The sequence below is a fragment of the Streptomyces sindenensis genome (assembly GCF_014649035.1).
Lineage (GTDB): Bacteria > Actinomycetota > Actinomycetes > Streptomycetales > Streptomycetaceae > Streptomyces > Streptomyces sindenensis.
The window spans coordinates 63377-82129 of the sequence record NZ_BMSG01000019.1; the positions used below are offsets into that span (position 1 = coordinate 63377).

The 18753-nt window shown below is 69.0% G+C and carries 20 protein-coding genes and 2 pseudogenes; 6 read left to right on the forward strand and 16 right to left on the reverse strand.

Annotated elements, in window-relative coordinates; genetic code table 11:
• Window positions 1–443 precede the first annotated feature (443 nt).
• A complete protein-coding gene (locus tag IE145_RS20815; RefSeq protein WP_189527046.1) occupies window positions 444–629 on the forward strand; it encodes a hypothetical protein in 186 nt (61 codons plus the stop codon).
• 301 nt (window positions 630–930) lie between these two features.
• On the opposite strand, the gene IE145_RS20820 is transcribed toward IE145_RS20815, so the two are convergent.
• The 3 genes from IE145_RS20820 to IE145_RS20830 are packed head-to-tail and all read right to left on the reverse strand — an operon-like array spanning window position 931 to window position 1855.
• Window positions 931–1272, reverse strand: coding sequence for a hypothetical protein (locus tag IE145_RS20820; protein WP_189526970.1), 342 nt, complete (start codon window positions 1270–1272; stop codon window positions 931–933).
• On the reverse strand, window positions 1269–1496 hold the full coding sequence (locus IE145_RS20825; protein ID WP_189526971.1) for a hypothetical protein: 228 nt from the start codon (window positions 1494–1496) through the stop codon (window positions 1269–1271). Before IE145_RS20825 ends, IE145_RS20820 begins: the two co-directional genes overlap by 4 nt.
• 2 nt (window positions 1497–1498) lie before the next feature.
• Window positions 1499–1855 carry a type II toxin-antitoxin system Phd/YefM family antitoxin gene (locus tag IE145_RS20830; protein ID WP_189526972.1) on the reverse strand — a complete coding sequence of 119 codons (357 nt, stop codon included), beginning with the start codon at window positions 1853–1855 and terminating at the stop codon, window positions 1499–1501.
• Between the two features lie 99 nt (window positions 1856–1954).
• Here IE145_RS20830 and IE145_RS33445 point away from each other — a divergent pair.
• Together IE145_RS33445 and IE145_RS20840 are read left to right on the forward strand one after the other, a co-directional pair.
• Window positions 1955–2824 (forward strand): annotated as a pseudogene (locus IE145_RS33445) (ATP-dependent DNA ligase).
• Between the two features lie 221 nt (window positions 2825–3045).
• Window positions 3046–3483 carry a hypothetical protein gene (locus tag IE145_RS20840; RefSeq protein ID WP_189526973.1) on the forward strand — a complete coding sequence of 146 codons (438 nt, stop codon included), beginning with the start codon at window positions 3046–3048 and terminating at the stop codon, window positions 3481–3483.
• 33 nt (window positions 3484–3516) lie between these two features.
• Here IE145_RS20840 and IE145_RS20845 read toward each other — a convergent pair whose 3' ends face one another.
• The 5 genes from IE145_RS20845 to IE145_RS20865 all read right to left on the reverse strand — a co-directional run bounded on the left by IE145_RS20845 (window position 3517) and on the right by IE145_RS20865 (window position 7396).
• Window positions 3517–3855 (reverse strand): hypothetical protein, encoded by a 339-nt coding sequence (locus IE145_RS20845; protein WP_189526974.1) that lies wholly within the window; start codon window positions 3853–3855, stop codon window positions 3517–3519.
• A gap of 107 nt (window positions 3856–3962) precedes the next feature.
• Window positions 3963–4628 carry a hypothetical protein gene (locus tag IE145_RS20850; RefSeq protein WP_189526975.1) on the reverse strand — a complete coding sequence of 222 codons (666 nt, stop codon included), beginning with the start codon at window positions 4626–4628 and terminating at the stop codon, window positions 3963–3965.
• Window positions 4625–5788 carry a tyrosine-type recombinase/integrase gene (locus tag IE145_RS20855; protein ID WP_189526976.1) on the reverse strand — a complete coding sequence of 388 codons (1164 nt, stop codon included), beginning with the start codon at window positions 5786–5788 and terminating at the stop codon, window positions 4625–4627. Before IE145_RS20855 ends, IE145_RS20850 begins: the two co-directional genes overlap by 4 nt.
• Window positions 5785–6336, reverse strand: a complete 552-nt coding sequence (locus IE145_RS20860) for a hypothetical protein (RefSeq protein WP_189526977.1) — start codon at window positions 6334–6336, stop codon at window positions 5785–5787. The genes IE145_RS20855 and IE145_RS20860 overlap by 4 nt, the downstream gene beginning before the upstream one ends.
• A 334-nt stretch (window positions 6337–6670) precedes the next feature.
• Window positions 6671–7396 (reverse strand): hypothetical protein, encoded by a 726-nt coding sequence (locus IE145_RS20865; RefSeq protein ID WP_189526978.1) that lies wholly within the window; start codon window positions 7394–7396, stop codon window positions 6671–6673.
• Window positions 7397–7558: 162 nt separating this feature from the next.
• Between IE145_RS20865 and IE145_RS20870 the strand changes: the two genes are divergently transcribed.
• Both IE145_RS20870 and IE145_RS20875 read left to right on the forward strand, forming a co-directional pair.
• The gene (locus tag IE145_RS20870; RefSeq protein ID WP_189527047.1) at window positions 7559–8329 is read left to right on the forward strand and encodes a hypothetical protein; all 771 of its coding nucleotides are present in this window, start codon (window positions 7559–7561) and stop codon (window positions 8327–8329) included.
• A complete protein-coding gene (locus IE145_RS20875) occupies window positions 8329–8943 on the forward strand; it encodes a hypothetical protein (RefSeq protein ID WP_189526979.1) in 615 nt (204 codons plus the stop codon). The genes IE145_RS20870 and IE145_RS20875 overlap by 1 nt, the downstream gene beginning before the upstream one ends.
• 18 nt (window positions 8944–8961) lie before the next feature.
• Here IE145_RS20875 and IE145_RS20880 read toward each other — a convergent pair whose 3' ends face one another.
• The 6 genes from IE145_RS20880 to IE145_RS20905 form a co-directional block, all read right to left on the reverse strand.
• Window positions 8962–10980 (reverse strand): glycerophosphodiester phosphodiesterase, encoded by a 2019-nt coding sequence (locus IE145_RS20880; RefSeq protein WP_229825711.1) that lies wholly within the window; start codon window positions 10978–10980, stop codon window positions 8962–8964.
• A gap of 92 nt (window positions 10981–11072) precedes the next feature.
• Window positions 11073–11372, reverse strand: a complete 300-nt coding sequence (locus tag IE145_RS20885) for a putative phage holin (protein ID WP_189526981.1) — start codon at window positions 11370–11372, stop codon at window positions 11073–11075.
• Window positions 11372–11572: a DUF7620 family protein gene (locus IE145_RS20890; protein ID WP_189526982.1), complete on the reverse strand. Its 201-nt coding sequence runs from the start codon at window positions 11570–11572 to the stop codon at window positions 11372–11374. Before IE145_RS20890 ends, IE145_RS20885 begins: the two co-directional genes overlap by 1 nt.
• The gene (locus IE145_RS20895; protein WP_189526983.1) at window positions 11547–11837 is read right to left on the reverse strand and encodes a hypothetical protein; all 291 of its coding nucleotides are present in this window, start codon (window positions 11835–11837) and stop codon (window positions 11547–11549) included. Before IE145_RS20895 ends, IE145_RS20890 begins: the two co-directional genes overlap by 26 nt.
• Window positions 11838–11873: 36 nt before the next feature.
• Window positions 11874–12245 carry a hypothetical protein gene (locus IE145_RS20900; protein WP_189526984.1) on the reverse strand — a complete coding sequence of 124 codons (372 nt, stop codon included), beginning with the start codon at window positions 12243–12245 and terminating at the stop codon, window positions 11874–11876.
• Between the two features lies 1 nt (window position 12246).
• Complete coding sequence (locus IE145_RS20905; RefSeq protein WP_189527048.1) at window positions 12247–13215, reverse strand: N-acetylmuramoyl-L-alanine amidase; 969 nt, start codon at window positions 13213–13215, stop codon at window positions 12247–12249.
• Window positions 13216–13362: 147 nt separating this feature from the next.
• Here IE145_RS20905 and IE145_RS20910 point away from each other — a divergent pair.
• Window positions 13363–13494: pseudogene (locus IE145_RS20910) on the forward strand (UDP pyrophosphate phosphatase); the annotation flags it as partial.
• Between the two features lie 118 nt (window positions 13495–13612).
• Here the strand turns inward: IE145_RS20910 and IE145_RS20915 are convergent.
• Both IE145_RS20915 and IE145_RS20920 read right to left on the reverse strand, forming a co-directional pair.
• Window positions 13613–14179, reverse strand: a complete 567-nt coding sequence (locus IE145_RS20915) for an AAA family ATPase (RefSeq protein WP_189526986.1) — start codon at window positions 14177–14179, stop codon at window positions 13613–13615.
• Window positions 14180–14203: 24 nt separating this feature from the next.
• A complete protein-coding gene (locus IE145_RS20920; protein ID WP_189526987.1) occupies window positions 14204–18493 on the reverse strand; it encodes a bifunctional nitrate reductase/sulfite reductase flavoprotein subunit alpha in 4290 nt (1429 codons plus the stop codon).
• Window positions 18494–18753: the final 260 nt, after the last annotated feature.

Sequence of the window (18753 nt, forward strand, 5' to 3'; positions counted from 1 at the left end):
CGCCGGTATGAGGAGCTTCTGGTGGAGTGGGCTGCGGCGGTGCGCGGCGACGTGACTGAGGCGGCTTGATCGCGTTCGCGGTACTGCGGAAGTGATGCGCTGACCTGCCCGCTTCCCTCGCCTTGCAGATGACCGCAAACCGACAAGCATTTTCACCTTCGAGGGTCCTCGAAAGTGATGCCGGAACGCACGAACGCCCGCCCCCACGTGGAGGGCGGGCGTAAGGCTGGACGTTGCCGGGGCTGGTCCCGTTCGGTGGACGTCCCCCTGTTGGGGCACCTTGCGGGTCCGGCTTCCGGCAGACGCGGCCCGCCCGGCTATGAGCCGACAGGTTCTCGGGTGCCACGGTTTCCCAGAAGCAGACGAGCAGGCCGTGACCAGCATGGCAGACGGCTCATTGTCGGTGCCGCCGTTTAGGCTTCCGGGCGTGGATAGACCGAGTGATGATGATTCAGGCGTACCGCGATGTCGAGGCGGCGAAGGCGGAAGCGCTGAGTAAGCCGTACACCCGTGATGGCTGGGCGCCGCGGTTGGAGGCGGCGGAAACCTTCCAGCGGAAGGCTGGGGGTGGGGCGGTCGAGCAGGCCGTGAAGCGCATCGTGCTTCACCCCGAACTCGATAAGCAGTAGCCCTGGACGCAGCCCCGCCCCCGCCCTGGGAGCAGTCAGGCGGGGGCGGTGAGCAATCCCCTGTTTCGCGGGCCCAAAAGCCCTGAAGGTTGATGTGACAAGCCTACGACCGGGCACTGACAATCCGTGCTCGATCAGCCCCGGCGTGGCGAAGCGACCTTGTTGCGGACTTGCGCAAAATGGTGCCCCCGTCGACGGGGGCAATGCCAGTGTGACAGGGCAGGCGCGGGCAGGGTGGGCGATACGCTGACACGGCGACGCCCCGGCCAGGATCAGTGGCCGGGGCGTCGCGCTGTGCGGACTACCCGCGATCCGAGTCGTACCCCCACCGGGCGCGGCCGTCCTTGCCCATGAAGCACTCCGCAGGGCGGCCACCACCGGCGACACCGAGAGAACCGACCGGCGAGCAGGCGTACCCGAACTGGACACCCTCCTGATTGTTGCCTTCCGCCGGGGATTCCTCGGCGGGAGTCACGGGCTCGCCAGTCGTCTCCAGCGGAGCGGGCCTGGGTGTCGGCTCATCCGAACTCTCGCCGCCGTCATCCATCACGAGGACGACGAAGACCACCACGAGGCCAAGCCCCACGAACAGCCCTACGGCCACCTTGACGAGCCACAGCAGCAGGGCGAGGAGAGTCCTCACTGCTCGGGCGCAAGTCGGTAGGTGGCGCTGTCGGGGTCGACCTTCACGATGAAGCCTGCCTTCGTTAGATCGCGCAGCGCCTGACGGGCCCGCTTCTCCTGCGCCCGCAGGTCTCCGTCACCAAGCCCAGCGTCACGCAGAGCGGTCACGGAACGGCGGGTATCCCACGTGCCACCAAGGGCACGGATGGCCTTCTCCAGGGCTTGGGCTGCCTGTGAGGGCATGGTCAGCTCTCCTTGGCATGCTCGTCGGCGAGTACGTTGACGGCGGGTGCCTCGTCGGGGCGAATGTCCCACTGGACGTTCACAACGTCCCAGAAGTTCTCGTTGCCGTCTGCGGTTTCCACGAGGATGGACTCCCCGACGCGAGGGACGCTGGGGAAGGTGTAGCTGACGGCTTCCTGGTCGCCGAGGTACAGCCAGACCTGGACTCCGGCGAGAGGCTTAATGGCTGCGACGGGGCCGATAGCGGCAACGGAACGTCCGTGTCGGGTGAGTTTGATGACTTGGCCAGTGGAGCGTGCGTGGTCGGCGATGTCGCCCAGCTGGGCTCGCGCGGCTTCGATGCCGTAGGACTTCTCCATGAGCAAACCTTAAGCCTCTTAAGGTTTAAGGGCAAGCGCATGATGCCGCCTGGGCTAGCCCGCCGCGCGGCCACCACCGCCCCGGCGCAGGATCGGACCGTGGAGTACCCCATCCCACCAGCCCTCGCCCAAACCGCCCCCACCATCCCCCACGGGCCGGACTGGTGGTACGAGCCCAAATTCGACGGGCACCGCACCATTCTCCGGCGCACCGACGACACCGTGATCCTCTACGCCCGATCCGGCAGGGTCGTCACCAGCCACTGGATGGACCTCGCCGTCGCCGGGATGGCCCTGCCGCCCGGCACCACGCTCGACGGAGAAGCCGTCATCTGACGCGACGGCAAAGTCGACTTCGCCGCAGCCCAATCACGGGCCGCATCCAACATCACCCGGGCACGAGCACTCGCCGCACAACACCCCGCGTCCTACGCCGTGTGGGACATCCTCGAACACCCCGAACGCGGGCAGGTCACCTCACTCCCCTACACGGAGCGACGACAGCTCCTCGTCGACCTCATCGGCGACCTCGGGCCACCCATCCAAGCCGTGCCCACCACCGACGACCGAGACGTCGCCATCGCCTGGTACGACGGGCTCCAGGAACAAGGGATCGAGGGCATCGTGGCCAAGAAGGGGACGGCCCCGTACCCGCTCGGCCACCGAAACTGGACCAAGGTCCGGCACGGTGACACCGAAGACGCGCTCGTCGTCGGCTACCTCGGACCCCGGCGCCGGCCCCACCGGCTCGCACTCGCCATCGGCGACGAAGGCGGACCCATCCGGCTGTCCGCACGACTCGACCCCGTACTCGCCGGCAGGATCGGCGAAGCGCTCACCGCGGCCGAGACGGTCGGGGAACGGCGGGCCGAAGGGGAGGCATACACCCGGGTCGAGGCCGGCCTCGTCGTCGAAGTCCTCGCCGGCTCCGGCAGGCACGGGACACTCACCGTCACCCGCATGCGGTAGCAGGGCAGCCGCTTGGCCTCCCGTGGGGAGCCGGGAGGAGCGGCAGGCCCCGCCCGCGACGGGGGGACGCGGGCAGAGCCTGAGGATGGAAACCTCGCCCTGGCAGGAGGGGTCTCACACAGGCAACGATGCACCCGTTTCGGCCACAGGGGTAGAGGTGTGACCGGAAACGGTTGATCAGGTCTACGGCCGACTAGGTCCTGCGCGGCTAGCGTCTCCCCATGGAAAACACGTGGGCAAACCGTGACCTTCCCGTTCTGAACGCAATGGTCCAGTACCTCGACGATGCCGCGGGCGCCTCAATGCCTGAGCTCCGGGACATCGCGCAGATCACCGAGCTGGAAGTCATCGAAGTCGGCAAGGCTGCGCTGGCACTGGAGAGCGACGGCCTGATCGAGCTCGGCAAGACGGGAGGCGGCCAGGGAGGCTGGTACGTACAGCGGGTGGCTGGCAAAGCGCGCCGCCTAGTCGGCCAGTGGCCCAACGCTGAGCAGTTCGTCGACGAGGTGGCCCAGCGCCTCCAGGCCGCAGCCGATGAGGAACCCGACGCCGAGCGCCGTGGCCGGCTCCGTGAGCTTGCAAGCTCGGCGGGAGACGTGGCCAGGGGCGTCTTCGTTGATGTCACCGCGTCAGTGATCTCACGGCAAATGGGGGCCTAGTGGGTGCTCGCCCTTGCCGGGCGAGCACCAGCGCTAACGAAGGCCTCGACGGTGCGCTTCTCGACGTACCCAGGCAGCATGACTTCCTGCTGCGGCCGCTCGTTCCCGCCCCTCCCCGACCAAGTGGCCCGGGATCGGGCGCGGATCGCCGTTCGGTTCCAGCAGGAGGTCCGCCTTCCAGGTGAGCGGCAGGATGTCGGCGCCGAAGTAGCAGTCATTCCAGCCGATGCTGTGCCCGGACGGCGGGCAGGATCGGTCGGCGTGCGCTGTGGCGATGAGGTGGTGGGCTTCCTCGCCGCCGAGGTCCGTTTCATGCGGCTCGTCGAGATAGCGCGAGATGAACTTGGCGGCGTTGACGCGGCCTATGGGCATGAGTCCTCCAAGACTCACTGCGGTCATGCCTCGACCGCTGTAGGCCCCGCGCCCGCTTCGACGGTAGCGGATGGATTGCGGCTTGTCCGGGCTGCCCTCCCCCGGCCTCACAGCCCGAGGGAGAAAGGTTCGATCCCTGCTGGCAGTGGCCGAGTTCCCGCGGCTTTCCCGATGCGGGCCAAATCGAGCAGCAGACAGATTTCGTCGTCCTCGTAGGCCCACCGCGCGACTGCACCTTCCACTGCTAGGTGCATGAGTGTCCGGCTTGGCAGCGTGTAGCCGACTTCTAGCGGTACGCGCCACGGTCGGACCTCGAAGGGTGCATGCAAGGAACCGTGGATGCCCTGCTGGTGGAGCGTGCGGACGCCGAGCGCACGCCAAAAGTTGACGGGCTGATCCCACCAAAGTGTGCCGTCGCTGTCTGCCCCGTTCTGCGACATGTCCAGGTTGACGTGGAATGGGGCGTCGAGGTTCCGTAGCCGTGCCGCGTTTCCGTGTCGATCTGCGTCCGGGCCGGGCGTATCCCCAATCGGGATACGCCGGCGGACGAGGCGGCCGTAAGTCAGGCCGTCGAGAACGTCCATGAGGGCGGCGATCTGGTGCGCCGGCCAGTAGGCGGGGTCTCGCTGCGTCTGTCCTACCCATCCGATGAGCTGGCGGTTGTATACGCCTTCGTGTATTGAGGCGGACATCTTGGCCAGCATCGATGCGCTCTCGGGGTCTGCTCGGCGCTCTTCAAGCAGTACCTGCGCAGCATCCTCGTGAACGGTCACTTCTCCTCCAGGCGGAAGCGGTCGGTGATGCCCGCGAAGAGCGCCTCGGCTGCGTCGACGTGCTTGGCGTTGCGCTGGCCCTTGTTGCGGCGTTTCCAGTAGCCGACGGTGGTGGCGGGGTTGTCATGGTCGGCGAAGGCTTGGACTTCGGCGAGGTCGACATGGTCGTCGAGCATGTGGGTGATGCGGCTGGCACGGAGTACGTGCGGGGTGAGCTTCCGGCAGACCTTGCAGCGCGAGAAGGCGTGGCCCGGCTGGTCGACGGTCGGGCAGGTGAGGACGCGAGCCTTGCGACCGAGGCGGGTGAGGAGTCGGGCAATGTCGTGCCGGTCGAGGCGCTGGCCGGCCGCGTCGAGTAGGAGGGCATTCTCTGTGCCGTCTGCGGTTTCCGTGCGGCCTGCGGTGTGGGCGTCGAGGAGTTCGGCGACGGTGACAGGAAGCGGGAGGATGCGTTCCTTGTGTTCCTTGCGGGTGACGTCGAGATAAGAGCGACGTCCTCGTTCAATCCGGTCGGTGACGTCGGCGGCGCACATCTCGGAGACGCGGCCGGCGAGGGTGTAGAGGAGGAGAACGATGAGCGCGTCGAACTCGCTCTCTGCCGCCCGGACGACTGCCTGCACCTCGTCGACTTCCAGCACGGGGGTGCTGCGGGAAGTGTTGCCCTTGTCGACCTTGGGGCGGTCGTCTTGGGTGACGGGGTTCTTGGGGAGGTCGATCTTCTCGGCAGCGTAGGTGTGTAGTGAGGAGAGCGCGTTGAGGTAGCGGCTGATGGTGGTGGGCGGGGTGCCGCGCCCTTCCATGCGGAGCCGCCAGGCGCGGATGTGGTCGGCGGTGAAGCAGCCGACGGCGAACCGGTCGTGCCCCAACTCCTGGGCGTAGCCGCCCCAGATGCGGCGGATGTCGTCGACGTAGTTACGCTTGGTCTGGAGACTGCCGCGCCTCGTAGAGGACAGCCAGTCCAAGACCATGACGAAGGTGTCGGTTGTGACGGCTTCGGCGAGGAGTTCGGCGCGGGGCCGGTAGATGCGCTTCTGTCCCTGCCGGTCGACCTGGACCATGCCGAGGTCGTCGACGAGCTTGCGGCGGACTTCCTCGAAGAGGTCCGAGCCGGGCAGCGCGATCAACTGCCCGGATCGCTGAGCGATGGACTGCTCGGTCACGCGGCATCCTCTCGGAGTGACGCCGCCCATGTGGCGAGCGTGTCGAAGTCGTTGGGGAGCAGCCCGAGGCGCGGGTCGATGTGGTGGAGCAGCGCGGGCCCTTGGTGGTGGGTGGTGACGTACTCGCGGTCGAGGTCGGTGATGTCGTCGTCGATCCACGCGAAGGGCCGCCCGGCGGCGTACTCGACGATCGTGGCGGTCTTCCAGAAGACGCGGGGCTCGGACTTCCAGTACGGGCTGGCCGCGGGCTTCTCCTCGGGCCAGGTGATGACGGGGAGTTCGGGGAGGCCGAGGTGGGGGCCGATCCAGTCGTTGGCCTCGTGAGCCCAGGTGGTGGCCCAGACGAGGGTGTACGGCAGGGCGGTGAGCTGAGCCCCGTGGTCGTGGTTGAGCCAGACCCGCAACGGCTTCTGGTACGGCTGCTCCCAGCCCGTCGGGCGCATCCGGTGCGTGGTGTAGCCGTCAGGGCGACGGGAGGGCTTCGCCATCCACGGATTCAGTGGTCCGTCGACGTCGATCAAGAGCAGCGGAAGCGTGTTCTTGTCCATGCCTCAGGGTACCGAATTGCTAGCCCATAAGGGAAAGTTATGCGCTAGTCCAGCTCGGATAGCCAGCGAAGATCGGGATGCGGCTGACGGTGGCACACCTCGCCCGTACAGTGCCGCCATGGACCCGCAGGAAACGACCCGCTTGCAAGAGGCGTGGAAAGCCAAGGGCTCTCCACCGTGCGACCACCCGCACACAGTGAAGGAGCGACTCAACGGCATGCGGACCGGCGACAAGGTCTGCACTACATGCGGCGCAGAGATCTGGGCCGGCGGAACGAGTCGATAGAGCACTGCGCCCCGCCCTCGGATGAGAGCGGGGCGCAGATGCACGGGGCTACTGGGGTTCGCTCCCGACCACCGCGAGGTCAGACAGCTTCCGGAGCAGCAGGTTGGTCTGCTGCTCCATGAGGCCAGCACGCTCGCGGCTGAGATCGTCGAAGTGGCCGTGCGCTGCGGAGTTTCGGAGGCCACCACACATGTCGACGTCCTTCACGTCCTGCGCTGTGAACAGGCCCGTCGAACGGAGAAGTTGGGTGTAGGAGTTGAGCGAGGGGCGTTGCCGCTCAGGGAGGGAGAGGCTTCGCGCCTCGACCGTGGCCCGCAGGGCCGTTTCGAGAGCGGCGCCGCACAGGACGATCGCTGCGGCGGGATGTGCGCCACGGTCTTCATTGAGTTGGCGTACCTGCTCCATGACGTCGGTGCTTACCGCGCCGACCTTCTCCCGGGCTTGCGACCCGGCGATGTCGGTAATTCCGGCCTCGACCTGGTCAGCCCAGGCCCTGAGCAGTTCGCCAATGTAGTAGGCGCCGGTGGCCGTCGACTTGTTGCCACCATGCGAGTCCCACGTCTGAGTTGCGCGATCGAACCATGTGCTCTCGGGGCCCGCATACTCCCTCAAGAACTCCAGGGCCGCTACAGCCCTACCGTGCACCAGCCCTTCGTCAGGGCCGTGCGCATCCCAGTACCCGCCTCCATACTCCCCCTCGGTCCAAGCCATCCCAGCCTGGATCTCCTGAGCCTTCTCCCGGGCGTATTCGAGCACTCTCTGTCGACCGGCCATCACTCTCCCTCTTTCGGCTTGCTCGGTCCCGAGGAGACCGTAACGCCCCGCACCTCTCCCCCGCTGTTTGGTCACAACTCCGTCACCACCGGAACATCCGGCTCCCCGGGGTGTGGTCGGGTGGTTACGGTCGGCGTCCACGAACCGCACGTAGGGGGACACATGTCGTACCAGCACCCTGGTTGGGGGCAGCAGCCGTTCACACCCGAGCCGCCGAAGAGCCGTGGTCCGGGCTGGGCGAAGAAGCGGGTGGCGATCCCCGCCGGGGCAGGCCTGTTCGTCGTCGGCATCATGCTCGGTGCCGCAGGTAGTGGTGGCACGGAGAAGGCGGCCACCAGCAAGCCGGCCCCGACCGTCACGAAGACGGTGACCGCCAAGCCCGTCGAGCCGGCGGAGGACAAGGCTGACGCTAAGCCGACGAAGGCCGAGAAGGCTGAGGAGTCGAAGAAGGACGACAGTGAGGTGAAGGTCCCTAACTTCGTCGGGATGGGTCTTCAGTTCGCGCAGGATGCCGCCCAGGAGAAGGGCTTCTACTCGCTGCGGTCCCACGACAGCACCGGGCGGGACCGTATGCAGGCGTTCGACCGGAACTGGAAGGTGTGCTCCCAGAACATCAAGGCCGGGAAGACAGCATCGACCGACACCACCTTGGACTTTGGTGCGGTGAAGCTGGAGGAGACGTGCCCGGCCAGCGACAAGAAGGCGCCCGAGGCGGCCGACGGGAAGATGCCGAACTTGGTTGGGGAGTCCGTGAAGGCTGCCCGGGGGGCCTTGGCCTCCGGCATGTCGATCACGGTGACCGATGCGGCTGAGGACCGGATGGTGCTGCTGGAGTCGAACTGGAAGGTGTGCACCCAGAAGCCTGCCGCCGGTGCCGCGTTGAACGGGCAGCCGGTCGAGTTCACCGCGGTGAAGTTCGAGGAGAGCTGCTGATGCGCGCACGGATCGCTGCTGCGGCAGCCCTTCTTCTTGCCTGCTCGCTCACGGCCTGCGGTGGCACCGGCGAGCCGGCCGCGCCGAAGTCCACTGTGAAGGCGTCGGCGCCGGAGCATGAGGTGGACTGCTCGGATACGCCTCTGAACCAGTCGGACTGGATGGAGCACTGCAACACCGAGACTCCTGCCGAGTCGGAGGCGCCGGCCACGAACCTGGCGTTCGGAAAGCCGTTCGCGTGGCCGGACGGCCTGGAGGTCACGGTCGTGGACGCGAAGGTGTTCTCGGACTGGGACGAGTTCGAGGAGCCCGACCCTAAGGCGCACGACTTCCGGGTGCGGGTGAAGCTCGACAACAAGAGCGGGCAGGCCATCGACCTGGACCAGTTGTCGGTGTCGGTGGATGGTGCGACGAACGGTGGCGCTGCCGACCTGACGATCTTCTCGAAGAACAGTGCCCCGCTCGAAGGGCGCCTGGCGAAGGGAGTGTCGGCGGTGAAGACCAGCGACCACTCGTTGGAGAAGCGGTACGGCAAGGACATCGTGGTGACGGTGCAGCGCACCACCGATGACGATGTCCTCGCCTTCCCCGAGTTCACCGGCACGATCGAGTAGCCCTGCGGCGGGGGCTCGTCACAGCTGGGTGATGACGAGGTTCCGCCAGTGCGGCCGTACCGCGGTGTCGGTGATGCTGCCGTTGCTGAGTCCGAAGTACCCGCCGCGGTGTGTGGTATCTGCGATGGGCCCGGTGGTCCAGGCAACGTTCCCGAGCCGGCGGGCCTCGATCGTCGTGGGTGTGACGTCGACCTGGATGGTCGTGGACTGGCCGGCTACTACGGTGTCGGTTGCGATGTCTCCGGCGCCGATGGCTACGCCGCCGGTTTGGGTGGTGAGGTGCCGGTAGAGGCGTAGCACTCCGTTTTGGCGGAGGATGAGATGGTAGCCGGGGGTGGCGTTGAGGGTGGAGAACTCGTAGACGTCGTCCGACGACTTGCCGAGGTAGAGGCCACCGTGGACTGCGAGGTCTCCGCTGAGCTGGTCGTACTTCATGTCGATCTGGATGCGGTACCCGTCGGCGCCGGGGACGATGGGGCAGTACCGGCCGAGGCCGTAGGTGCCGCGTGATCGGTTGATGGAGACCCAGCCGTCGGTGTCGGAGAATTTGAGGGCGGTGGCTTCGTTGTAGTCCGACATGGGTGTGCCGCCGGATTCCTTGACCTGCTGGTCCCACCTGGAGGCGGTGGCCTGGGCGGTGGTGCTGCGGACGTATACGGGGTCGGACGACATGAGGCCGGCGATGCCGTCGGCTTCGAGGGCGGCGCGCTGGGAGCGGCGGTACACGGGCCAGGAGAAGACGGGTTTGCCGCGGGCGACGATCTGCTGGCGGCGGGTGGACGACATGGAGGTGGACACCCCCCAGTAGTCGACCTGGGCGTCCTTGCCGTTGAGGACTGCGTCGGATGAGCCGTCGTCGACGTAGCACCAGGTGCGGTACCCCTGCTGTTTGGGCCAGGTGAAGCTGGTGCCGACGTGGGCTTTCCAGATCACGCTGGCTGGCGCGTGCGGGTATGAGGTGGACAGGAGGTTCTGGAGGGGGACGACGGCGTCGTTGCCCTTGGGTTCGAGGAAGAGGACGACGCGGCCGAGGTATTTGTCGAGCATCTTCCGGAGCGGCACCATCGGCTGGTCGGTCCACCCTTGGCCGTGCAAGACCCGCCCGTTCGTCAGGACCCGGTTCGCGACCCCGGTCGACGGATACGTGTTGAGCGCCCCCGTGCTGTACGTGGTCCGGTCGAGGGTGAGGTCGTGGAGGCACCACAGCTGGCCTTCGGAGTCGACGTTGACGGACAGCTCCATGGCCTGGATGCCGTGGGCGATGGCGTAGTCGTAGGAGGCTTCGGTGTGCTCCGGGCACACCATGCCAGCACCGCGGTGCCCGAAGATTTTCGTGCCGGGCTGGGCCATGAAGCTGTCGACGGTGAGGATGGCCTTGGGGAGGTACAGGCTGGCGGCAGCCGATGCTGCCGCGGTCACGGCGGCGTTCTGCGCGTTGCCCGCTTTCGTTTCTGCATCCTGTGCTGCCGTGGCGATCGCGGCGTCTCGTGCAGTGGCAGCCTTGGCGGCAGCGTCGGACGATGCCGCGTCGACAGCCGCGGTATACGCGGCATCTGCTGCGCCGGCCGGGTCGTAGGCGGCGTCCGCGCGAGCGACTTCGGCGGCCAGGCCTTGGGTGACGGCTTCGTCGGTGTAGTCGTTGGCCACGGTGATGTCTCCGGGCGGGCCGATGAGGCTGGCGAGGAAGTCGGCTTCGGTGCCGTCGTTGCCTGCGCGGCGCCATGCGTCGTAGGCGGACTCCCCTGGTACGGCGAGGTATTGGGTGAGGTCGGGGGTGAGTTGCTGAACAGCCCCGAGGTCGACCTCTTCGGCGTCGGCGTCCACGGCGAAGTAGAAGTGGCGGGGCTGTTGGCCGTTGATCTGCTCGATGCCGAGCCACGCCCACACCGCAGGGTTGGCGCCGTCGATGTTGGTGGGGAGGAGGCGCACCTGTTCGCCGTTGCCGTCATCGAGCTGCCCATCAACGAACCGGTACGTGCCACCGCCGGTGAACACGCCCTCCTGCCCGGGGATACGGATCGCGGGCACGGTCGGCATCAGCTGAAGGGTGCCCTCCCCCGGGCCCCCGCCGGCCGGGGACGTGATGCTGTAGCGGACAGGGACGGACGGGACGCCCTCGGAAAACGGCATCAGTGCTCCTGGTGGCGTTGGGCGCGGATGACCATGACGGTCCGCTGGATGAACAGGGCGGCGATCGCGAGGACGACGAGAGTCCGTACTAGGCGCAGGGGCCAGAAGTCGGGCCATGTGGTGATGGCGACGGTGTAAGCACTGAGTGCGGTGACGGCGGCTCCGAAGGCCATGAGGTGGCGGCCGGTTGTGGTGCGCCACCAGGGGGCGAGGAGGTGGCAGGTGGTCATGAATGTCAGTCCGGCGCTGGCGGTGATGGCGGAGGTGATGACGTTCATGAGCCGGTCCCAGGTGCCCATCACTGGCCGCCTCCTTCCATGACTGCTCTGATCTTTGCCTCGAAGTGGTTCTCGTGCCGGAGTGCCCGGAGGCGGGCGCTGAGCTGGCTCGCCTCCGGGCGCTGGCGTTCGAGGTCGTTGTTGGCCTTTTCGGCCCGCGCGATGGCCTTTTTGGCGTCTGTCGGCTTGGCCCTCTTACGGCGCCACAGTTTGATCACCATCGGCTGTCACCTCCCCACGCGGCAGGGAGCCGAGGAGGTGCACGCCGGTGCGGGAAAGTTCGATGAGTTCACTGTTCTGGCGCATGGCCTCGACGCGGGCCTTTTCACTTTCGCCGTGTGCGGTGCGCCAGTCGTTGCGGTCCTCTTTGAGGTCGTCGTAGGTGCGTCTCGGTACGAGGCGGCCGGTGAGGACCATGAGGACGACGACCACGAGGAGGGCGGCGGCCCCGAGGTCGGCGGGCTTGAATCCGAACAGTTCAGCCATCCGCTGCCTCCCGGGGTGTGTTGTGCATGACCTGGGTTAGGCCTGCTGCTTGACGGGGCTGGTCTGCTCGACGCGGGTGGTCGGGACGGGGGCTTCGACGGCGGGTCGTTCGATGACGATGAGGACGGCGGACACGAACGCCATCCATCCGGCCTGCTGTTCGGTGGTCATGTCGAGGCCGAAGCCGACGAAGAGTGCGAGCCCGGCGGAGGCGGCCTGGAGGAGTGCGGCGTAGAGGGCGCCGTTCTTGAGGACGATGGCGGAGGCGACGGCGACGGCGCAGGCGAGGAAGGTGTCGATGAGGGTCTGCTGTGTCTCGGACACCTGGATGCCGTAGCCGGCGAGGAGCTTGAGGAGGACGGCGGTCGCGCCGAGGATGGTGACGGGCTCACGGCCGAAGATGCGCATGTCAGGACTCCATTTCGAGGCGTACACGGACGCCTTCCAGTCGGGTTTCGATCACCTGGATGAGGGCGTCCACGTCGACGGCGTCATCCCGGGCGGCGAGTGCTTCGGCCATGGTGCGGATGGTGGCGTTGGTGGCGTCGAGGGTGCCCTGGACCGCACGGAGCCGGGCGTGGATGTCGCGGATGTAGGAGTCCGGCGTCCAGTGGGTGTTGCCAGGTGCGGCCGTGGACGGGGCCTTGAGGATGCCGTCGGTGGTCCAGAACTTCCTGACGTCGTCGGTGCTGACCGGCATGGCGGGGTTCTCCTGCTTCGGTGGGTTGGTGGGTGCAGGGGCCGGAGCGGTGCCTGGCTTTGCCGCGAGTTGGGCGCGCACGTCGGCCCGGAACTGGTTCATCGAGAAGCTGCCGCCGCCTTCGATGGGGCCGCGGGGGTCGATCTTCCCGGGCTGCCATTCCTTGTGGCCGATGACTGAGCGCTCGGACCAGCCGTGGGCCCGGCACAGGGCGGCAGCCCACAGCACTGCGGCCTGGTACTGGCCCTTGGTGTAGGTGTCCTTGTTGTCGCCGAGGCTGACGATCTCCAGCCCGTAGAAGTGCCGGTTCCCGTCGGTGTCCGCCTCGTTCGCCGACGGCAGGGCGGCCTCGTTGATGACGGCACGCAGAACGTCCCCGTCGCCGGATCCGGCGTGGTTCGCACGGCCGGCCGACACGAGGGCCACGACACCGTCGTTGCGGCCGACACCATGGCAGAGCGGGCCGGGGAGGGCGGAGTGGCCGTTGTAGCAGAGTTCGACGGAGGAGTCGTCGCCGGAGCTGACGGAGTGGTGGATCATCACGCCGTGTGTGGGCCCCCAGGGGCCTTTGTGGTTCCGGTTGTTGGTTCGCCAGTTCCGGTGTTCGACGACGTGAAGCGAGCTGGCAGGTGTCGAGGGGACGTACAGCAACGTCACGCCGACGATGGAGCGTGCCATCATGGGTTCATTGCAGTCCCGGTGGGAGAGGTTCGTGCTGGCCCAGGGGACGAGTTGGGAGCCTGTTTCTCCCAAACCTCTCCCAGTTGATCTTGCCGGGTGGATGAAGTTGCAGGTAGCTGCGGCGGAGAAGTCCGACTGACGAACTGGTTCATGCGCTTCATCACCACCAAGAGCTTCATGCCCTTCGTGATCTACCGGATCCTGCTCGGCATCCTCATCTTCGCGCTGGTCTGGTCCGGCGCACTGAGCCCGCACGCGGGCGAGTCGGCGGGCTGAGCCGGCGGGTGTGCGCCCCGCCCGGGAGCAGCCGGGCGGGGCGATCCAGCAGCGCAGCAGCCAGCAGCGCGGATAGATGGTTCCACCGTACGGCGGAGGTCTGACAAGGCCCGTGGGGTCAGGGCCCCGCGGGCGTCAGGCCCGTGGCGGACAGGACCGCGTCGACCGTTTCCGCCACCGTCAGGTTCGCGCTGTCGATCCAGATCTTCTCGTCGGCCAGTTCGTCGCGCATCGGCGTCTCCAGGAACGACCAGTCGGTCGTGAGCGTCTTGTCCCGGGCGAGGTTGCGCTCTTGGGCCTTCGCCGCGCCGGGGGCCAGGATGACGCAGTGCAGCGGTCCGCCGGTGAGCGTGGCGCGGTAGAAGTCCAGGTGGGCTCGGCGTACGACGACGTCGTCGATGACCGGGAGGAAGCCCGCGGCGGCGAAACTGTACGCCAGCAGGCAGGCGTTGCGGGCCCGGAGGAAGATCTGGCGGTCCGCCTCCTCGTCCCCCTCGGCCGAGGGCCACCGGCCGCCGGAGACGATGAGTTCCTGGAGGGCGTCCACCTCGATGTGGGTGGAGGCGGCGAACCGGGCGGCCAGCGCGGCGGCCACCGTGCTCTTGCCGCTCCCGGGGATGCCGGTCAGCAGGACCGCGCCCGCCGCCCGTGGCTTCGTGTCCACCGGTACGTCCGCCCAGGCCATTCCCGTACTCCCTCGGTCGGTCCGTCAGTACACGTCCCGTACGTATCTGCGGTCCGAGGCTAGCTGTTTGACCTGGGCGGCCGCGGTGTCGGGGTCGAGTCCCCCGTGGGCGACGGCGATGTCACGCAGCGCCCGGTCGACGTCCTTGGCCATACGGGAGGCGTCGCCGCAGACGTAGAGGTGGGCGCCGTCGCGGAGCCAGGACCAGAGCTGGGCCCCGTGCTCGCGCATCCGGTCCTGGACGTAGACCTTGGCCCGCTGGTCGCGGGAGAAGGCGGTGTCCAGCCGGGTGAGGGTGCCCGAGCGGCTCATCGCGTCGAGTTCCTCCCGGTAGTAGAAGTCCGTGGCGCGGTGCTGCTCGCCGAAGAACAGCCAGTTGGCGCCGGAGTGGCCGAGCGCACGGCGCTCCTCCAGGAAGCCCAGGAACGGAGCGACTCCCGTACCGGGACCGACCATGATCATCGGGGTGGCCGGGTCGGCGGGCGGGCGGAAGCGGTCGTTGCGCTGGACGAACACCGGGACGGGGCTGTCCGGTTCGGCGTCCGCGAGGAACGTGGAGGCGACGCCCTTCCGCATCCGGCCGAGGGCGCTCTCGTACCGGATCACGGAGACCGTGAGACGCATCCGGTGCGGGTCTGCCAACGGACTGCTGGCTATGGAGTACAGCCGGGGGCGCAGCGGTCCCAGCACCTCGGCCCAGGTGGCGGCCGTGGCCCGTACCGGGTGCTCGGCCAGCACGTCGACGGCCTGCCGCCCCCACGTCCACCGGTCCCGCTCGCCCTTGTTGTCGGGGCGCAGCAGCTTCTTCAGGGTCCGGTCCCCCGTGTGGTCGGCGACCAGGCGCAGCAGGTCCGGGGTGATGCGGGTGATGTCGAGGTGGCGGTGCAGGGCCGTCCCCAGCGCGACCGTCCCGTGCCCGTCGATGTCCACCTCTGCCGCCGGGTCGAGTCCGGTGACGCCGAGCCATTCGGCCACCAGGTCGGGGCAGTTGAGCGGCTGTACGCCGAGGGCGTCCCCGGCCGTGTACGTCAGCGGGGTGTCGGCGTGCCGCGTGTCGATCGTGAAGGCGCGGACCTCCTTCGTCGCCCCGGGCAGGCTCAGCAGGCGGTTCCCGGTGAGGAGGCCGGTCACGGGCGCGGCCCTGGAGGGGCGGGCGGGCTGCTTCCCGTCCGATGGCGCCGGTGCCACCGCGGCTCTCGGTGCCGGCGCGGCTTCCGGGGCCGTCGTTCCCTCCGGTGCCGTCGCCTCCAGCGCCGCCCTGACCTCCTTGAGCCACTGGCCGAAGGGCTGCTCGTACTCCGGTTCGCAGTCGGTACGCGGGACCAGCCGCTCCGCGCCCAGTTCGCCGAAGCGTTCGTCCAGGCGGCGGCCGTGGCCGCAGAAGTCGTCGTACGTGGAGTCGCCGAGCGCGAGTACGGCGTAGCGGACGCCTTCCAGGCGCGGGGTCTCGGGGGCGTTCAGCGACTCCCAGAAGCCGGACCCGTTGTCGGGGGCGTCGCCGTCGCCGAAGGTGCTGGTGACGACGAGGAGGTCGGCCGGGCTCGGCAGTGCGTCGGGCGTGCTGTCGTCCATGCCGAGGAGCGTGGTGCGGTATCCCTCGGCGGCCAGCGTCCGGGCGGCCGTCGCGGCGGCCTCCTCCGCGTTGCCGGTCTGCGAGGCCCACAGCACGACGACCGGGCGGCCGCCCTGGTCCTCCGGGACGGTCGCCGGTGGTGCGGGTGCGGCCCCTGCTCCCGGCGGTTCCGGGAGCCGGGAGTAGGCCCCGGCCAGCATGCCGTTGACCCACAGGGCGTGTTCCGGGGCGAAGGGTGCTCCCGCCGGGAGCACCGGGGTGCCCGCGGGGCGGGCGCCGAGGCCCGCCAGGAATCCGGCCAGATAGCGGCGCTCCGGGTCCGTCAGGACCGGCGGGGCGGCGGCCTCCGGCAGACCCAGGGCACCCGCCAGCCCCGTCGGGTCCGCGAGCCCCGCCCGCTCACCCGACGCCGTGGGCCCCGCGAGTCCTGTCCGGTCCGCGAGCTCCATCGGGCCCGCCCCGCCCCCGGTCCCCGCCGGGCCGGGGGCGCCCGTGCGCTCGGCCCGGCCCGCCGTGGCGGGGGCCAGGCGCACCGCCGGGGCCGCGACCTTCGCCAGCCGGACCGCGCACACCTTCAGCTCCGGCTGGAACGAGATCGGGTCGACCGCGTCGTTCGTCACCGCGTTCACGCCGAGGTACTCGCCGAACAGGTCGTTCCAGTGGAACGGCGCGAAGCACTCCCCCGCCGCGACCCGGTCCGTGATCCGGGCCGGGAGCACCGCGCGGCCGCGCCGCGAGGCGACCTCGACGCCGTCGCCCTCGGCCAGCCCCAGGGCGGCCGCGTCGTCGGGGTGGACCTCCACGAAGGGTGCGGGGTCCAGCCGGTTCAGTTTGGTGATCTTCGCCGTCTTGGTGAGGGTGTGCCACTGGTGCTGGAGCCGCCCGGTGTTGAGGACGAACGGGAAGTCCTCGTCCGGCATTTCGGCGGGCGGCAGGTGCGGGCGGGCGTGGAAGACGGCCCGGCCGCCGGGCAGCGGGAAGGCGAGCCTGGGCACGCTGCCGTCGGGCCGGACGGTCAGCTCCTGGCTGACACCGTCGTTGAGGTAGCGCACGGGGTTGCGGGCGGGCCCGTCGGCGTCCGCGCTCGGCCACTGCACGGGCGTCTCGCGCAGTCGCTCGTACGTCACACCGCGCAGGTCGTAGCCGGTGTGCGGGTTCCAGGCCCGGGTGATCTCGGCGAAGATCTCCTCGGCGCTCGTGTAGCCGAAGGCGTCCTCGTACCCCAGGGCGCAGGCCACCTCCGCGATGATCCGCCAGTCCGGCCACGCCTCCCCGGGCGGGTCGGCGGCCCGGCGGGAGAGGGTGAGGGTGCGCTCCGAGTTGATCATCACGCCCTCGGACTCGGCCCAGAGGGCGGCGGGCAGGACGATATCGGCGTACGCGTTGGTCTCGGTGTCGGCGAACACGTCCTGGGTGACGACGAACTCGGCGGCCTCCAGCCCCTCGATCACGGTCCGGCGGTTGGCGACCGAGGCGACCGGGTTGGTGCAGATGATCCAGCAGGCCTTGATCTCCCCCTCCGCCATGCGGCGGAACATGTCGACGGTGCCGCTGCCCGAGCCGTCCGCGCGCAGGGTGCCGGCGGGGACGCCCCACAGCTCCTCGGTGAAGGCACGGTCCTCGTCGGACAGGACCGATCGCTGGCCGGGCAGCCCGGGGCCCATGTAGCCCATCTCGCGGCCGCCCATGGCGTTGGGCTGGCCGGTGAGCGAGAACGGTCCGCTGCCGGGGCGGCAGATCGCGCCGGTCGCCAGGTGCAGGTTGATCAGCGCGTTGGTGTTCCAGGTGCCGTGGGTGGACTGGTTGAGCCCCATCGTCCAGCAGCTCATCCACTCACCCGCCTCGCCGATCCAGCGGGCCGCCTGCCGGATGTCGTCCTCCGGGATGCCGGTGATCTCCGCGACCGCGGCGGGCGGGTAGTCGCGGAGGAAGGCGGGCATCTGCTCCCAGCCCTCGGTGTGCTCGGCGATGAACGCGGGGTCGGTGTGCCCGTTCTCGACGAGGAGGTGCAGCAGGCCGTTGAGGAGGGCCAGGTCGGTACCGGGCCGGATCCGCAGGTACAGGTCCGCCTTGGCGGCGGTGGCGTTGCGCCGGGGGTCGACGACGATCAGCTTCGCGCCCGCCTTGACGCGTTCCATCATGCGCAGGAAGAGGATCGGGTGGCAGTCGGCCATGTTGGCGCCGGTGACGAGGAAGACGTCCGCGTGGGCGAAGTCCTCGTACGAGCCGGGCGGCCCGTCCGCGCCGAGGGACAGCTTGTAGCCGCTGCCCGCGCTCGCCATGCAGAGCCGGGAGTTCGACTCGATGGTGTTGGTGCGCAGGAAGCCCTTCGCCAGCTTGTTGGCGAGGTACTGCGCCTCCAGCGTCATCTGGCCGGAGACGTAGAGGGCCACCGCGTCCGGGCCGTGGGTGTCCAGCACGGACCGCAGCCGGCGCGCCGTCTGTGCGATGGCCGCGTCCCGGCCGAGCGGGGCGGGCTGCTCGCTGCGGTCGGCACGGGCCAGGGCGGTGGTCAGCCGGCCGGGGGCGGCGAGGAGGTCCGCCCCGGTCGCGCCCTTGGTGCAGAGCCGTCCGGCGTTCGACGGGTGCTCCTTGTCACCGGACGCCTTCACGACGGTGCGGCGGCCGTCGGGGCCGGCGGCGATGTCGAGGACGATCCCGCAGCCGACACCGCAGTACGAGCAGACCGTACGCACCCGGTCGGTGGCGGGGGCGTCCGGCGGCGGGGTCGGCACGGTCATGTGCGGGGCCCTTCGGGGGCGGGCGTTCCCTGAGGGACGCGGGGGCGGGCGGCGGTCGCTCGCCAATCTAGGAAAGGCCCGTTACCCAGGGATGACACCGGGCGAACAACGCCGGTTACGTCGCCTGCACACCGGCCGGGAGCCGCCGGTGAGGGTTCCCGGCAGCGGGGCCCGGCGCCGTCCGTGCTCAGGGGGGGGAAGGCCCGGGCGGGACATCGGCCGGTCACCCGGGAACTTCCCGGCCGGGGCGGCCGACTACT

Excerpts from the sequence above, each read along its gene's own strand:
- IE145_RS20815 (WP_189527046.1), top strand. The coding sequence starts at position 444 with ATGATGATTCAGGCGTACCGCGATGTCGAGGCGGCGAAGGCGGAAGCG.
- IE145_RS20825 (WP_189526971.1), bottom strand. The coding sequence starts at position 1,496 with ATGCCCTCACAGGCAGCCCAAGCCCTGGAGAAGGCCATCCGTGCCCTT.
- IE145_RS20830 (WP_189526972.1), bottom strand. The coding sequence starts at position 1,855 with ATGGAGAAGTCCTACGGCATCGAAGCCGCGCGAGCCCAGCTGGGCGAC.
- IE145_RS20840 (WP_189526973.1), top strand. The coding sequence starts at position 3,046 with ATGGAAAACACGTGGGCAAACCGTGACCTTCCCGTTCTGAACGCAATG.
- IE145_RS20845 (WP_189526974.1), bottom strand. The coding sequence starts at position 3,855 with ATGCCCATAGGCCGCGTCAACGCCGCCAAGTTCATCTCGCGCTATCTC.
- IE145_RS20860 (WP_189526977.1), bottom strand. The coding sequence starts at position 6,336 with ATGGACAAGAACACGCTTCCGCTGCTCTTGATCGACGTCGACGGACCA.
- IE145_RS20865 (WP_189526978.1), bottom strand. The coding sequence starts at position 7,396 with ATGGCCGGTCGACAGAGAGTGCTCGAATACGCCCGGGAGAAGGCTCAG.
- IE145_RS20870 (WP_189527047.1), top strand. The coding sequence starts at position 7,559 with ATGTCGTACCAGCACCCTGGTTGGGGGCAGCAGCCGTTCACACCCGAG.
- IE145_RS20875 (WP_189526979.1), top strand. The coding sequence starts at position 8,329 with ATGCGCGCACGGATCGCTGCTGCGGCAGCCCTTCTTCTTGCCTGCTCG.
- IE145_RS20880 (WP_229825711.1), bottom strand. The coding sequence starts at position 10,980 with ATGCCGACCGTGCCCGCGATCCGTATCCCCGGGCAGGAGGGCGTGTTC.
- IE145_RS20885 (WP_189526981.1), bottom strand. The coding sequence starts at position 11,372 with ATGGGCACCTGGGACCGGCTCATGAACGTCATCACCTCCGCCATCACC.
- IE145_RS20890 (WP_189526982.1), bottom strand. The coding sequence starts at position 11,572 with ATGGTGATCAAACTGTGGCGCCGTAAGAGGGCCAAGCCGACAGACGCC.
- IE145_RS20895 (WP_189526983.1), bottom strand. The coding sequence starts at position 11,837 with ATGGCTGAACTGTTCGGATTCAAGCCCGCCGACCTCGGGGCCGCCGCC.
- IE145_RS20900 (WP_189526984.1), bottom strand. The coding sequence starts at position 12,245 with ATGCGCATCTTCGGCCGTGAGCCCGTCACCATCCTCGGCGCGACCGCC.
- IE145_RS20905 (WP_189527048.1), bottom strand. The coding sequence starts at position 13,215 with ATGGCACGCTCCATCGTCGGCGTGACGTTGCTGTACGTCCCCTCGACA.
- IE145_RS20915 (WP_189526986.1), bottom strand. The coding sequence starts at position 14,179 with ATGGCCTGGGCGGACGTACCGGTGGACACGAAGCCACGGGCGGCGGGC.
- IE145_RS20920 (WP_189526987.1), bottom strand. The coding sequence starts at position 18,493 with ATGACCGTGCCGACCCCGCCGCCGGACGCCCCCGCCACCGACCGGGTG.